This window comes from Cellulomonas septica (genome assembly GCF_012396155.1).
Classification (GTDB): Bacteria; Actinomycetota; Actinomycetes; order Actinomycetales; family Cellulomonadaceae; genus Cellulomonas; species Cellulomonas septica.
This window is the reverse complement of sequence record NZ_JAAXOY010000030.1, coordinates 1-13,003: the sequence shown is the minus strand read 5'-3', so window position 1 is coordinate 13,003 and position 13,003 is coordinate 1. Positions and strand designations below refer to the sequence as shown.

Here is a 13,003-nt window from a genome sequence, read left to right as displayed (position 1 = left end):
GCGCTCGAGACCGCCGTGTCGCAGACGCCGGGCGCGTCGAGCGCGCGCGACGCGTCCGGCGTGCCGGTGGACCTCGCGCGGTACGGCAACGGCCGCATCCCGCCCGACGCGCTCGCGCCCGTCGGCTCGACCGGTCACCGCCTCTGGGCGCCCGCCGCGCAGGCGTTCGGTGATCTCACCGCAGCGGCCGCACGCGACGGCGTGCGGATCGGCATCACCGACTCCTACCGCTCCTATGACGCGCAGATCGACGTCGCCGCACGCAAGGGCCTCTACTCGCAGGGCGGACTCGCCGCCGCGCCCGGGACGAGCCCGCACGGCTGGGGGCTCGCGCTCGACCTCGCCCTCGACGACCGCGCCCAGGCGTGGATGCGCGCCAACGCCGGCACGTACGGCTTCGAGGAGGACACGCCGCGCGAGCCGTGGCACTGGGTCTACTCGCGCTGATCCTCCCGGGACCTCCGGTGCCGGCACGCCGCTGCTGCGGCACCGAGAACCATCGGCCCTGCCCGGCGCGTCGCCCCGCGCGACGACGCTGGAGAGGTGCAGGCGACGGCGCCTGCGCGTCGGGAGGGGAGGGGCCATGAAGGCGCTCGCGTTCCACGGTCCGGGCCGGATCGCGTGGGAGGAGGTCCCGGACGCGCACCTCGTCGGGCCGACGGTTCTCAAGGCCGTCATGACCGCGTGACGTGCCCTCGGGGAGCGCACGGCTCCAGTGGCACCGTCCCGTGCGGTTGCTCCTCGCGGCGCACGGTGGCGCGGTGCGCCGCTCTCCTCACGGGATCCGTGCCACATGCACCGACGTCGCCAGATGCTGGAGAACCGACACGAAGCTCGCGTCGAACTCCGGCCGCGCGCCCGGCGGCGGGGCCCCGCCGGGCGCCCAGGACTTCGGCCCTGTCGGCGCTGCTGCCACGAGCTGCGCCCACGCCAGGTTCGCCACGCCCGCCCGCAGGTTCGGGTCGTCGTACCACGCCTCGGGGAGACCGGTGTAGGTGGTGAAGACCTCGGTGAAGTGGCGGGCGGCGAGCTGGCCGGCGAGCGCGGGACGGCTGCCGTTCGCCTTCGTCGTGGGTCGGAACTCGTAGAGTCCGCCGACGGCCGAGACGACGGTCGCGACCTCAGCAGCCGTCGGCACCGCGTTCGCCGTGGCGAACGCGTGCAGCACGCCGGCATGCCCCGCTTCGCCCACGTTCTGGCTCGCTTCGTCGGCTGAGGTCCACGCCAGCCGCGCGCGAGTCTCGATGTAGCGCAGCGCCAACGCTGCCAGGCGCCCCGATCGCTCCTCGGCGGGGATGTCCGCGACGACGCTGCCGTCGTCCGTGTCGATGTACTGGAGGATCTCGTCGTGCGCCGCATCTGCCTTGGTCTCGATGTCGGTCGCGAGCCACACCTGGGTCTGGGCCACCCGAGCCTCGCGCCGGAGCGCCTCGAAGAGCCGGTCGAGCCCACGGAGCGCCAGGTTCCACGGACGCCCCTCCATCGCGTTCATCACCTGGTGGCGGATGACGAGGTGCGACGTGACGTGGGCGCGCTGCGCCGAGACCGGTCCGCCTTCACCGACCGTCACGCTCGGGCGGTCCTGGGACACCTGGACTCCCGTCACCACCCCGGCGACGAAGGGCACGTTCACGACGACCCGCTGGACGGGGCGGCCGCCCGAGGTGGGGACCGTGCCCGCACCGGCGGCCCGTGGGGTGGTCGAGGACACGTGCGCCGCGCCTCGCTCGACCATCGTGACGACGACACGGTTGCCGGCAGTCCGCTGGAGCCGGAGCAGGGGAGGCAGCGCAGGGACGGCGAGGACGCGTGTCGTCGATGCCGGTCCGCCGTGCCGAGCGACGGGTGGGCGGTGGTCGTCGTCCTCCACGTGGGCAACGTCCATGGCGCCTCCCGCACTGGCTGCGTGCCTGCTCGTGGCCCGTCGACCTTCCCACGCGAGCGGTCGGGACGCATGACGTCAGCCGGCTCGCGAGCGTGTGCCAGCCGGATCCGAGCGGGTCGTTCGCGCTCGAAGGCCGTCGTGCCGAAGGTCCCGTCCCGGTCGGCCCGCCGGGAGTGGCTGGGACCGTGCGGTGGTGCGCCACGCCCGAGCCCTGACGTTCCGCACGGCGTCCCCCGTCGTGGACGGGTGGTCGACGCTCCCGTCCACGACGCGTTGTCGTCGTCCGCGCCCGAGCGCAGTCGGCGTCCGCCTCCGGGTGTCCTACGGAGTCCCGCTGCCTCATGGTGCACGAGCCGCGTCCCCTTCGGAGGTCCGGGACGAGCTGGTACTCGGCCCGACCGGTTGCTCACGATGTCGGAGTTCCGGTGCCGAAAGGGGTGGCCGATGTCGGAGCACGCGGATCCGATCCGCATGTCCGAGCCGCGGTCGGCGGCTCCGCCGCTCGTCAGGTCGGCGCCGACGTCGAGGCGCGAGCGTGTCGGTGTGGACGGCAGTCGCCGGGGCGACCCGGTGGCACTCGCTCAGCTCCAGCGCCGGGCGGGCAACCGGGCCGTGGTCGCTGCCATGATGCCGGGCTCGAGTCGCCCGGAGGTCCAGCGCCTCAGCGACGCGAACGGACAGCACTCGGTCTCGGGCGCGACGACTCTCACTGCCTCGCTGAGCACGCCGGTCCCCGAAGGTGCTCGTGTGCACTACGAGGCGCAGCATCTCGGCCCACGCGGATCGCTGTCCTACCGATGGCGGCTGACCGGACGCACCTCCGGCAACGTCTACCGCCTCGTCGAGACCAGCGTCCCGACGCTCGACCTGCTCCTGCCCGGTGCTGGGGTGCAGTACCGGATCGTCTGCACCGTCCTCGAGGGGACTCGTCGTGTGGGGGAGGTGTGGATCGACCAGGACACCGCTGCTCGCCGCATCGCGCGCGGGGCGTTCGACAGTCAGGACGCCCAGGCGTTCTCGGAGCTCGCGGACGAGCTGCGGGGGTACGTGGTCGCGTCGGCTGCGGGCACCGGACCGCAAGGGATCACCGCTCTGTTCCTGGCATCCGTCCTGCGGATCGAGATCGAGAACACCCCAGTGCTGCCCTTGATGTCCCCGCGTGCGGCGCGGGATCGGGAGATCGCCCGTTCTGCCGAGGCGCTGGCAGAGCGCGCAGCCGGCGAAGCCGTCGATCCCGCGGACCTCGACCGGTCCATCGGTGTCGGGCAGATCAGACCGAGCACCGCCGCCATGGTCGACGCCGAGGCCGGGGGGACCCCGTGGGTCGAGCAGAACCGAGATGATCGGGGTCCCGCGCGGACGACGATCCAGAACAACTACAGGGGTCTCTCGGTCGCACAGCAGCGCAGCATCCACACGATGCTGGCCTGGCCCAAATCGAACATCGACACCGCAGCGCGGCTCCTGGCGCGGCTGAAGAACCGCAGCCACCGCTATCCCGGCCTCGCGCGGGCAGACTTCGGAACCGCGCAGCGGGCGGCGGAGATCGTCGCGACGGAGTACAACCAGGGTGGGACGAGTACGCCTGCGGCAGCGGCCCGACCCAGCTGGTACGGCTCAGCGGTCTGGGCCCACATGCAGGACACGGCGATGCAGTCGGTGTTCCCGAACACGTGACCGCGCCACGTGCGACGACGCGGCGCACGACGCTGCTCGCGGGCGCGACGGCGGGCCATGTCGGGCCGATCTAAAGCCGGCGCATGCATGGCTGAGGGCCGCCCCGGTTGTCCGGTGACGGCCCTCTGACGTGCTGTGATGCTGGTGGGCGATACTGGGATCGAACCAGTGACCTCTTCCGTGTCAGGGAAGCGCGCTACCGCTGCGCCAATCGCCCGTGGGGGACATGCTGCGAGGTGGAGATGGGATTCGAACCCACGTATACGGCTTTGCAGGCCGCTGCCTCGCCTCTCGGCCACTCCACCCTGAGACCGCAGTCCTCAGCGACTGAGGACCAGTCGATCAGGAGTGTCTGCCTCCGAGCGGACGACGGGATTCGAACCCGCGACCCTCACCTTGGCAAGGTGATGCTCTACCACTGAGCCACGTCCGCGCTGCACGTCCCCCCGGTTCTCACCGGCGTTCCGTGTGCGTCCCAGACTCTAACCGAGTCATCCGGCCAGAGTCCAACTGGCTCCCCGTGCCCCGTGATCATGCGGATCTGCGGGGTCGCACGGGTGCGTCGCTACCGTGTGCGGGTGCACGAGCAGCCCTCCGTCAGCCCCGGGACCGCGTGGTTCGGCGACGTCGAGGCGTCGGGTGTCGTCGAGGTCGTGGACGTCCGTGACCAGCCGGAACGCCTGCGCACGCCCGGCTGGTGGGCCGTCGTGGGGGAGTTCGAGGGCGCGGTGCGGGCCTGGCGCTTCGCCGACGTGTCGCGTCGGCCCGAGCGCCGGCACGCACCCGTGTGGCGCGGGCCACACGCGTCCGCCTGGGTGTCGTCGATGGGGGAGGACGCGTACCGCGACGCGGTCGAGCGCGTCCGGTCGGCGGTGGCCGAGGGGGACGTCTACCAGGCGAACCTCTGCCGGGTGCTGTCCGCGCCGCTCGCGGCCGGTGACGACGGCGACGAGCCGGACGCGCGTGCGCTGGCCGCGGTGCTCGCCGCGGGGAACCCGGCGCCCTTCGCGGGTGGCGTGCACGTGCCCCGCGGTGGCGGCGTCGATCCCGTGTGGGTCGTGAGCGCGTCCCCGGAGCTGTTCCTCCGCGTCGAGGACGGCGTCGTGACGTCGGCGCCGATCAAGGGGACCGCGGTGACGGTCGACGGCCTCACCGCGAAGGACCGGGCCGAGAACGTCATGATCACCGACCTCGTGCGCAACGACCTGCAGCGCGTGTGCCGGCCGGGCACGGTCGAGGTGACGACGCTCCTGGGCGAGGAGCAGCACCCGGGCCTCGTGCACCTCGTGTCGACGGTGCAGGGCGCGCTCGACCCCGACGTGGCCGCCGCTCCTGACCTGTGGGCGCGGCTGCTCGACGCGACGTACCCGCCGGGGTCGGTGTCGGGCGCGCCCAAGCTGGCCGCGCTCGACCTCATCACGGCGCTCGAGACGGCCCCTCGCGGGCCGTACTGCGGTGCGGTCGGCTGGGTCGAGGTGGGCGAGGACGGGTCGGTGCGAGCGGAGCTCGCCGTGGGCATCCGGACGTTCTGGTGGCGCGACGGCGTCCTGCGGTTCGGCACGGGCGCGGGGATCACGTGGGGGAGCGACCCCGCCGCGGAGTGGGCGGAGACGGCGCTCAAGGCGCGGCGGCTCGTGGCCCTCGCGTCCGCGCCACCTGCGCGCCCGTGACGCGGCGGGGTGCGAGACTGGCGCGATGAGCGTCGTGATCTGGTCCGACGGTGCGCTGCGCGAGCCCACCGACCCGCTCGTCACCGGTGTCGACCACGGCCTGACGGTCGGCGACGGCGTCTTCGAGACGTGCGCGGTGTACGAGGGGCAGGCGTTCGCGCTGACCCGGCACCTGCGCCGGCTCCGGCGGTCCGCGCTGGGCCTCGGTCTGGGCGAGCCCGACCTCGACGAGGTGCGCGCGGCCGTCGACAAGGTGCTCGCCGTCGCCGGCGACGCGGGGCGTCTGCGCATCACGCTCACGGGCGGCCCGGGGCCGCTGGGCTCGCACCGGTTCGACCCCGAGGAGCAGCGGCAGACGCTCGTCGTGCTGGCCGGTCCGGCCACGCGCGCGCAGGTGTCGCGGGTCGTGCGCGTTCCCTGGGTCCGCAACGAGCGCTCGGCCGTCGCGGGACTCAAGACGACGTCGTACGCGGAGAACGTCGTGGCGCTCGCCGAGGCGTACCGGCAGGGCGCCGACGAGGCCGTCCTCGCGAACACCGTCGGCGCGCTGTGCGAGGGCACCGGCTCGAACGTCTTCGTGGAGCGCGGCGGCGAGCTCGTGACGCCGCCGCTGTCGAGCGGCTGCCTCGCGGGCATCACGCGCGAGCTGCTGCTCGAGTGGGGCGCCGCCGACGGGCTGCCCGTCCGCGAGGCGGAGCCCGAGGAGCTGCCCTACGACGTGCTCGACGAGGTCGTCGCGGGGGACGCCCACCTGCTGCTCAGCGGCTCGATCCGCAACATCGCCCCGACCGTGCGCGTCGACGCGGTCGATGTGGCCGCAGGGCCGCTGTCGCTCGCCGCCCAGCGGCTGTTCCAGGAGCACGTCGGGCGCGACCTCGACCCGTGAGGCCGCCGGGCCGTGCCCGGTCGCGCGCTCAGCACGTTGACGCGGCGTGCACGGCCGCGTCGGCCCAGGTCAGGGGGAGGGCTCTGGGCGGGCGACCGGATGCTGCGGGCGCAGCGCCGCACTCGTCCGGACACACGACGACCGGCCCCGCCCTGCGGGCGGAACCGGTCGGTGGTGCTGCGATCAGGCCGTGAGCAGCGCTGCGATCAGGGCCGTGATCTCGCTCTCCATGCGGGCGCTCTCCGATCCCAGCGGGACGAGAGCCTCCGTCGAGGCGAGGAAGCGGGTGATGGGCTCGGTCGGCGCGGCGAGCAGGGCGCTGCCCTCGACTCCGTTGAGCGACACGAGCGTGTAGTCGGGGTCTTCGTCGCGCCACACCTGCACGTCGCCGGTCCCCGCGGGCGCGTCGGCCGAGGCGAGCATCCCGAGGGACAGCAGCTCGCGGCCGAGGAGCCACGTCGACATGGTGTGGGGTCCGGTGAAGACCGCGCGCACCGTGTACGGGTCCGACGTGCGGAAGGAGAGCTCGGCGCTGACCGGGATCACGCTCGCGTCGGAGCCGATCAGCTGCATGGCGACGACCTCGACGACGTCGTACGACGACTGCGTCATCGGGTCCTCCTGTCTCGCTAGGGCTGGAGGTCCCATCATGGCAGGACAGATGCCCGATTGGACCGGTCCCGGGCGCGAGTTCACCCGGAGGGACCTGTGCCATCACCCTCGTCGGCGAGAGCGGCCGTTTCGTGGCCCCGTGTCGATAACGGTATCGTCCACGACGCCCTCCCCGGGCCGGAAGCCGGTTCGGAATCTGGCCGCAGGTTGGGTAGCATCCTCTTCGACGTCGCCCCCGGGCGAGGTCACGGGCGATTGGCTCAGTGGTAGAGCGCCTCGTTCACACCGAGGAGGTCACTGGTTCGAACCCAGTATCGCCCACCACCGAAGGCCCCGACCGGCGACTGCGCTGGTCGGGGCCTTCGTCGTGCCGGGGCGCGGCGCCGTCGTCGGGCCGGCACCCGCCGTCGCGCGAGGTTCACCCGTTCGGCCCACGGTGCGCGCGGTCGCGCGGCGTGTCGCAAGGTGCCCCGGGCAGGACCTGCGCTGGGGAATCACGACCGGTCGCGTCGTCGCGCGCCGGTAGCATCGAGGGGCCCGCCGCCCGGCCGGCACCCACCCAAGGAGGCAGCACCCGTGCCCGAGCTCATCCACCTCACCGTCGACGGCACCGCCACGACCGCCGAGCCGGGGACCACGGGCACGCAGCTCTACGCCGACCGCCGGGACGTGCTCGTCGCCCGCGTCGACGGCGAGCTCCGCGACCTGCACCTCCCGGTGCCCGACGGCGCCGTCGTCGAGGGTGTCACCGCGGCCGACCCCGAAGGGCTCGCCGTGCTGCGGCACTCCGCGGCGCACGTGCTCGCGCAGGCGGTCCAGGAGATCAACCCCAAGGCGAAGCTCGGCATCGGGCCGCCCGTGACCGACGGGTTCTACTACGACTTCGACGTCGACACCCCGTTCACCCCCGAGGACCTGCGCGCCATCGAGAAGGTCATGGGGCGCATCGTCAAGGAGGGGCAGACCTTCCGCCGGTGGGACGTCACCGAGGCGCAGGCGCGCGAGGAGCTGAAGGACGAGCCGTACAAGCTCGAGCTCATCGGCCTCAAGGGCGACCCGGCGGCGGCTGACGGCGCGTCGGTCGAGGTCGGCCTCGGCGGGCTGAGCATCTACCAGAACGTGCGCGGTGCCGGTCGCGAGAGCGAGCAGGTCGTCTGGCAGGACCTCTGCCGGGGCCCGCACGTGCCGTCGACCCGCGCGCTCGGCAACGGGTTCCAGCTCACCCGCTCCGCGGCCGCGTACTGGCGGGGGAGCGAGAAGAACCCGCAGCTGCAGCGCGTCTACGGCACCGCGTGGCCCACCAAGGACGAGCTCAAGGCGTACCTCGACCGCGTCGCCGAGGCGGAGCGTCGCGACCACCGCCGGCTCGGCAACGAGCTCGACCTGTTCTCCTTCCCGGACGAGATCGGGTCCGGGCTCGCGGTGTTCCACCCCAAGGGCGGCCTCATCCGCATGGAGATGGAGGCGTACTCGCGCAAGCGGCACGTCGAGTCGGGGTACTCGTTCGTCAACACCCCGCACATCACCAAGGAGCGGCTGTTCCAGCTCTCCGGGCACCTCGACTGGTACTCCGACGGCATGTACCCCCCGATGCACCTCGACGAGGAGCTCGACGAGGAGGGGAACGTCAAGCGGCAGGGGCAGAACTACTACCTCAAGCCGATGAACTGCCCGATGCACAACCTCATCTACCGCTCGCGCGGCCGGTCCTACCGCGAGCTGCCGCTGCGGCTGTTCGAGTTCGGCACGGTCTACCGGTACGAGAAGTCCGGCGTGATCCACGGCATGACCCGCGCGCGCGGGTTCACGCAGGACGACGCGCACATCTACTGCACCAAGGAGCAGATGAAGGACGAGCTGACCAGCCTGCTCACCTTCGTGCTCGACCTGCTCAAGGACTACGGCCTCGACGACTTCTACCTCGAGCTGTCGACCAAGAACCCCGACAAGTTCGTCGGGTCGGACGACGTCTGGGAGGAGGCCACGGAGACGCTGCGCCAGGTCGCGGAGGCGTCCGGCCTCGACCTCGTGCCGGACCCCGGCGGCGCCGCGTTCTACGGCCCGAAGATCTCCGTGCAGGCCAAGGACGCCATCGGGCGCACCTGGCAGATGTCGACCATCCAGCTCGACTTCAACCTGCCCGAGCTCTTCGAGCTCGAGTACACCGCGCCCGACGGCTCGCGTCAGCGGCCCGTCATGATCCACCGCGCGCTGTTCGGGTCGATCGAGCGGTTCTTCGCGGTCCTCACCGAGCACTACGCGGGCGCGTTCCCGGCCTGGCTCGCCCCGGTCCAGGTGCTCGCCGTGCCCGTCGCCGAGCCGTTCGAGCCGTACCTCGAGCAGGTCGTCGCGCAGCTGCGCGCCGAGGGCATCCGGGCGGAGATCGACCGCTCGGACGACCGGTTCGGCAAGAAGATCCGCAACGCGTCGACGCAGAAGATCCCGTTCGTGCTCATCGCGGGCGGCGAGGACGCCGACGCGGGCGCCGTCTCGTTCCGGTACCGCGACGGCCGCCAGGACAACGGCGTGCCCGTCGCCGAGGCGGTCGAGCGGATCGTCACGGCCGTGCGCGAGCGCGCGCAGGTCTGACCGGTGAGCACCACCGACCCCGGCGCCGGGGCCGCGCACGACGACGTCGTCGCGGCCTCCGGCGCCGCCGGGACCGACGAGCCGGGCGACCTCGCGGGCGTCCCGGACGGGTTCGAGCGGCTCTGGACGCCCCACCGCATGGCGTACATCGGCGGGCAGGACAAGCCCACCGACGCGGACGCCGGCCCCGGGTGCCCCTTCTGCCGCATCCCCGCGCTGTCCGACGAGGACGGGCTCGTCGTCGCGCGCGGCGAGACCGCCTACGTCGTCATGAACCTGTACCCGTACAACTCCGGTCACGTGCTCGTCTGCCCGTACCGCCACGTCGCCGACTACACCGACCTCACGGACGCGGAGGTCGCCGAGGTCGCCGCGCTCACGCGGACGGCGATGCGCGTGCTGCGTGCGGTGTCGGGTCCGCACGGCTTCAACCTCGGCATGAACCAGGGCGACGTCGCCGGCGCCGGGATCGCCGCCCACCTGCACCAGCACGTCGTCCCGCGCTGGGGCGGCGACTCGAACTTCCTGCCGATCGTCGGGCGCAGCCGCGCGCTGCCCGAGCTGCTCGGCGACACGCGGGCACGCCTCGCGGCGGCGTGGCCGGGCGCCGGGACCGGCGGCACCGGCGCCGACGTGGACGCGAAGGGATGACCGGCACGTGCTGAACCGACTCCGGGGCGCGATGCAACGCGTCCTCACGCCCCTCGCGTCCGCGCTGCTGCGCCTGGGGGTCTCGCCCGACGCGGTGACGATCGCCGGCACGCTCGTCGTGGTGGTCACGGCGCTGTGGGCCTTCCCGACCGGCCACCTGTTCCTCGGCGCGCTGCTCATCGGGCTGTTCGCGCTCACCGACTCCCTCGACGGCGTCATGGCGCGGCAGTCCGGCCGCTCCGGGCCGTGGGGCGCGTTCCTCGACTCGACGCTCGACCGGTTCGGCGACGGCGCGATCTTCGCCGGTCTCGTCCTGTGGTTCTTCGGGCGCGGCGACGACGAGGTCACGGCCGTGCTCGCGCTCACCTGCCTCGTCCTGGGCTCCGTCGTGCCCTACGCCCGTGCACGTGCCGAGGGGCTCGGCATGACCGCGTCCGGCGGCATCGCGGAGCGCGCGGACCGCCTGCTCGTCGCGCTCGTCGCGACCGCCGCCGTCGGGCTCGGAGCACCGACCGCCGTGCTGACCGTCGTCCTCGGGCTCCTCGCCGTCGCGTCGGCGGTCACCGTCGTGCAGCGGATGGCGAAGGTGCACCGCCAGGCCGTCGGGGTGACCGAGTGAGCGTCGACGTCGCCCGTCTCTACCGGCTGGCATGGCGGTACGCCGGCAAGGTGCCCGGCCCCGTCCTGCGGGGCGCCGCGCGGCTCGCCGCCGACGTGACCTGGCTGCGCCGCGGCGGCGGGGTCCGGCGTCTCGAGAAGAACCTCGGTCGCGCCCGGCCCGACCTCGACGCGCGCGCGCTGCGGCGGCTGAGCCGCGCCGGCATGCGCTCCTACATGCGCTACTTCACCGAGGCGTTCGCGCTGGTCGGCGTCTCGCAGGAGCAGGTCGACGCCCGGGTGCGCGCCGTGCACCGCGAGCGGGCGCAGCCGTACCTCGACGCCGACGGCCCGATCCTCATGGCGCTGGGCCACGTCGGGAACTGGGACCTCGCGGGTGCCTGGGCCACCCGGCACCTCGCACCCGTGACGACGGTCGCCGAGCGCCTCGAGCCCGAGGAGCTGTTCCAGGAGTTCGTCGCGTTCCGCGAGAGCATCGGGCTGCGGATCATCCCGCTGTCCGGCGGCGGCGACGTGTTCCGCGACCTCATCCGCGCCGCACGCGGCAGCGCCGCCGTGATCCCGCTGCTCGCGGACCGTGACCTCACCGCGAAGGGCGTGGAGGTCGACCTGTTCGGGCACCGCGCACGCGTCGCGGCCGGGCCGGCGGCGCTCGCGGTGTCGACGGGCGTCCCGCTGTTCCCCGTCCTGGTCCGCTACGAGCGGCTGCGCGGCGCCCGGCGCCGGGCCGCCGGTTCGCCGTGGGGCGTCACGATCGAGTTCAGCCCGGTGGTGCCCGTGCCGGAGGGCCTGCCCCGGGCGGAGCAGATCCGCGTGATGACGCAGGCGTGGGTCGACGCCCTGGCCGACGGCATCCGGCAGTACCCGCAGGACTGGCACATGCTGCAGCGGGTGTTCGTCGACGACCTCGACCCGGCCCGGTACGCGGCCACGGTCGCGGCGTCCGAGGGCGGGTCGTGAGGCTGGGCCGGGGGCGCGGCGACGGGCGCCGGCTCCGCGTCGGGATCGTCTGCCCGTACTCGTTCGACGTGCCCGGCGGCGTGCAGTTCCACGTGCGCGACCTCGCCGAGGCCCTCCTGGCGCGCGGTCACGAGGTCTCGGTCCTCGCGCCCGCCGACGACGACACGCCCGTCCCGCCGTACCTCACGGCCGCCGGCAAGGCCGTGCCCGTCCGCTACAACGGCTCGGTCGCGCGCCTGACGTTCGGCCCGATGACCGCCGCGCGCGTGCGCAAGTGGCTGGCCGCGGGGCAGTTCGACGTGCTGCACCTGCACGAGCCCGTGACGCCCAGCCTCAGCATGCTCGCGCTGTGGATCGCCGACGGACCCGTCGTCGCGACGTTCCACACGTCGCAGGTGCGGTCGCGCTCGATGCAGGTCGCGTACCCGCTGGTCCGGCAGTCGCTCGAGAAGATCTCCGCGCGCATCGCGGTGTCGGAGGACGCGCGCCGGACGCTCGTCGAGCACCTCGGCGGCGACGCGGTCGTCATCCCGAACGGGGTCTACGTCGACGCGTTCGCGCAGGCGCGCCCGGACGCGCGCTGGACGGGCACGTCGACCGCCCCGACGGTCGCGTTCCTGGGCCGGCTCGACGAGTCGCGCAAGGGCCTGCCCGTGCTGCTCGGTGCCGTGGGACGCGTGCTCGACGAGCTGCCGGGCGCGCGGTTCCTGGTCGCCGGCCGTGGCGACTCCGGGCCGGAGCAGGCGCGCGAGGTGCTGGGCGACCGCGCGGGCGCCGTCGAGTTCCTCGGCGGGGTCTCGGACGAGGACAAGGCGCGCCTCCTCGCGTCCGTCGACGTGTACTGCGCGCCCCAGACGGGCGGCGAGAGCTTCGGCATCGTGCTCGTCGAGGCGATGAGCGCGGGCACGGCGGTGGTCGCGAGCGACCTCGGTGCGTTCTCGCGCGTCCTCGACGACGGCGCCGCGGGCGTCCTGTTCCGCACGGGCGACAGCGAGGACCTCGCGCGCACGCTCGTGCGCGTGCTGCGGGACGCGGACCTGCGCGCCCGCGTCGTCGAGACCGCGCGCACGTCGGTCCGGCGGTACGACTGGTCGGTCGTGACCGACCAGGTGCACGCGGTGTACGAGATGGTCGTCGCCGGACGGGACGCGCCGGTCGGCGAGGACCCGTCGTCGGTGCGGGGTGCGCGACTCCTCGAGCTGCGCCGGTCGTGGGGTGAGCGGTGAGCTGGTCCGAGGTCACGGTCGTCGTCGTCCTGGTGGTGGCGCTCGGCCTGTGGTGGGCATGGGTCGCGGCGTCGCGGCTCGACCGCCTGCACCGCAAGGTCGCCGCGTCGCGCGCGGTCGTCGAGGCCCAGCTGCTGCGCCGGGCGACCGTCGCCGCGGGTCTCGCGACGTCGGGGCAGCTCGACCCCGTGAGCTCGGTGCTGGTGGCGGAGGCCGCGTGGGCGTCCCT

The 13,003-nt window shown here is 73.5% G+C and carries 11 protein-coding genes, 4 tRNA genes and 1 pseudogene; 11 read left to right on the top strand and 5 right to left on the bottom strand.

Translation table 11 applies throughout. The annotated features are described in order from the left end of the window. Nucleotides 1–447 (top strand): M15 family metallopeptidase (locus HGA02_RS02835; protein WP_168677355.1); only part of this gene is annotated, 447 nt, incomplete at its 5' end. Nucleotides 448–775: 328 nt separating this feature from the next. On the opposite strand, the gene HGA02_RS02830 is transcribed toward HGA02_RS02835, so the two are convergent. After that, the gene (locus tag HGA02_RS02830) at nucleotides 776–1,633 is read right to left on the bottom strand and encodes a hypothetical protein (RefSeq protein WP_168677350.1); all 858 of its coding nucleotides are present in this window, start codon (nucleotides 1,631–1,633) and stop codon (nucleotides 776–778) included. Nucleotides 1,634–2,632: 999 nt separating this feature from the next. On the opposite strand from HGA02_RS02830, the gene HGA02_RS02825 reads away from it, so the two are divergent. Beyond that, nucleotides 2,633–3,562: a hypothetical protein gene (locus HGA02_RS02825; RefSeq protein ID WP_168677347.1), complete on the top strand. Its 930-nt coding sequence runs from the start codon at nucleotides 2,633–2,635 to the stop codon at nucleotides 3,560–3,562. A gap of 142 nt (nucleotides 3,563–3,704) precedes the next feature. On the opposite strand, the gene HGA02_RS02820 is transcribed toward HGA02_RS02825, so the two are convergent. The 3 genes from HGA02_RS02820 to HGA02_RS02810 all read right to left on the bottom strand — a co-directional run bounded on the left by HGA02_RS02820 (nucleotide 3,705) and on the right by HGA02_RS02810 (nucleotide 3,995). Next, nucleotides 3,705–3,779: transfer RNA gene (locus tag HGA02_RS02820), tRNA-Val, on the bottom strand. A gap of 17 nt (nucleotides 3,780–3,796) precedes the next feature. Continuing rightward, a tRNA-Cys gene (locus HGA02_RS02815) sits at nucleotides 3,797–3,867 on the bottom strand. Between the two features lie 56 nt (nucleotides 3,868–3,923). Beyond that, nucleotides 3,924–3,995 (bottom strand) — tRNA-Gly (locus HGA02_RS02810). Between the two features lie 145 nt (nucleotides 3,996–4,140). Between HGA02_RS02810 and HGA02_RS02805 the strand changes: the two genes are divergently transcribed. Together HGA02_RS02805 and HGA02_RS02800 are read left to right on the top strand one after the other, a co-directional pair. Then, entirely contained in the window at nucleotides 4,141–5,232 is a 1,092-nt protein-coding gene (locus tag HGA02_RS02805) for a chorismate-binding protein (RefSeq protein WP_343035228.1), read from the top strand. A 25-nt stretch (nucleotides 5,233–5,257) separates the two neighbouring features. Next, nucleotides 5,258–6,118 (top strand): aminotransferase class IV, encoded by an 861-nt coding sequence (locus tag HGA02_RS02800; protein WP_168677342.1) that lies wholly within the window; start codon nucleotides 5,258–5,260, stop codon nucleotides 6,116–6,118. Between the two features lie 183 nt (nucleotides 6,119–6,301). On the opposite strand, the gene HGA02_RS02795 is transcribed toward HGA02_RS02800, so the two are convergent. Further along, on the bottom strand, nucleotides 6,302–6,730 hold the full coding sequence (locus tag HGA02_RS02795; protein ID WP_124344144.1) for an SsgA family sporulation/cell division regulator: 429 nt from the start codon (nucleotides 6,728–6,730) through the stop codon (nucleotides 6,302–6,304). A gap of 249 nt (nucleotides 6,731–6,979) precedes the next feature. On the opposite strand from HGA02_RS02795, the gene HGA02_RS02790 reads away from it, so the two are divergent. From HGA02_RS02790 to HGA02_RS02760, 7 genes and pseudogenes are all read left to right on the top strand, one after another. Then, nucleotides 6,980–7,054: transfer RNA gene (locus HGA02_RS02790), tRNA-Val, on the top strand. A 252-nt stretch (nucleotides 7,055–7,306) separates the two neighbouring features. Continuing rightward, a complete protein-coding gene (thrS, locus tag HGA02_RS02785; RefSeq protein ID WP_168677339.1) occupies nucleotides 7,307–9,319 on the top strand; it encodes a threonine--tRNA ligase in 2,013 nt (670 codons plus the stop codon). A gap of 3 nt (nucleotides 9,320–9,322) precedes the next feature. Further along, entirely contained in the window at nucleotides 9,323–9,970 is a 648-nt protein-coding gene (locus HGA02_RS02780; RefSeq protein WP_343035227.1) for an HIT family protein, read from the top strand. Between the two features lie 7 nt (nucleotides 9,971–9,977). After that, the gene (pgsA, locus tag HGA02_RS02775; RefSeq protein WP_168677337.1) at nucleotides 9,978–10,589 is read left to right on the top strand and encodes a phosphatidylinositol phosphate synthase; all 612 of its coding nucleotides are present in this window, start codon (nucleotides 9,978–9,980) and stop codon (nucleotides 10,587–10,589) included. Then, nucleotides 10,586–11,548, top strand: a complete 963-nt coding sequence (locus HGA02_RS02770; protein ID WP_168677335.1) for a phosphatidylinositol mannoside acyltransferase — start codon at nucleotides 10,586–10,588, stop codon at nucleotides 11,546–11,548. Before pgsA ends, HGA02_RS02770 begins: the two co-directional genes overlap by 4 nt. After that, nucleotides 11,545–12,774: a glycosyltransferase gene (locus HGA02_RS02765; protein WP_168677333.1), complete on the top strand. Its 1,230-nt coding sequence runs from the start codon at nucleotides 11,545–11,547 to the stop codon at nucleotides 12,772–12,774. Before HGA02_RS02770 ends, HGA02_RS02765 begins: the two co-directional genes overlap by 4 nt. Beyond that, nucleotides 12,771–13,003: pseudogene (locus HGA02_RS02760) on the top strand (hypothetical protein); the annotation flags it as partial. The gene HGA02_RS02765 and the pseudogene HGA02_RS02760, both read left to right, overlap by 4 nt.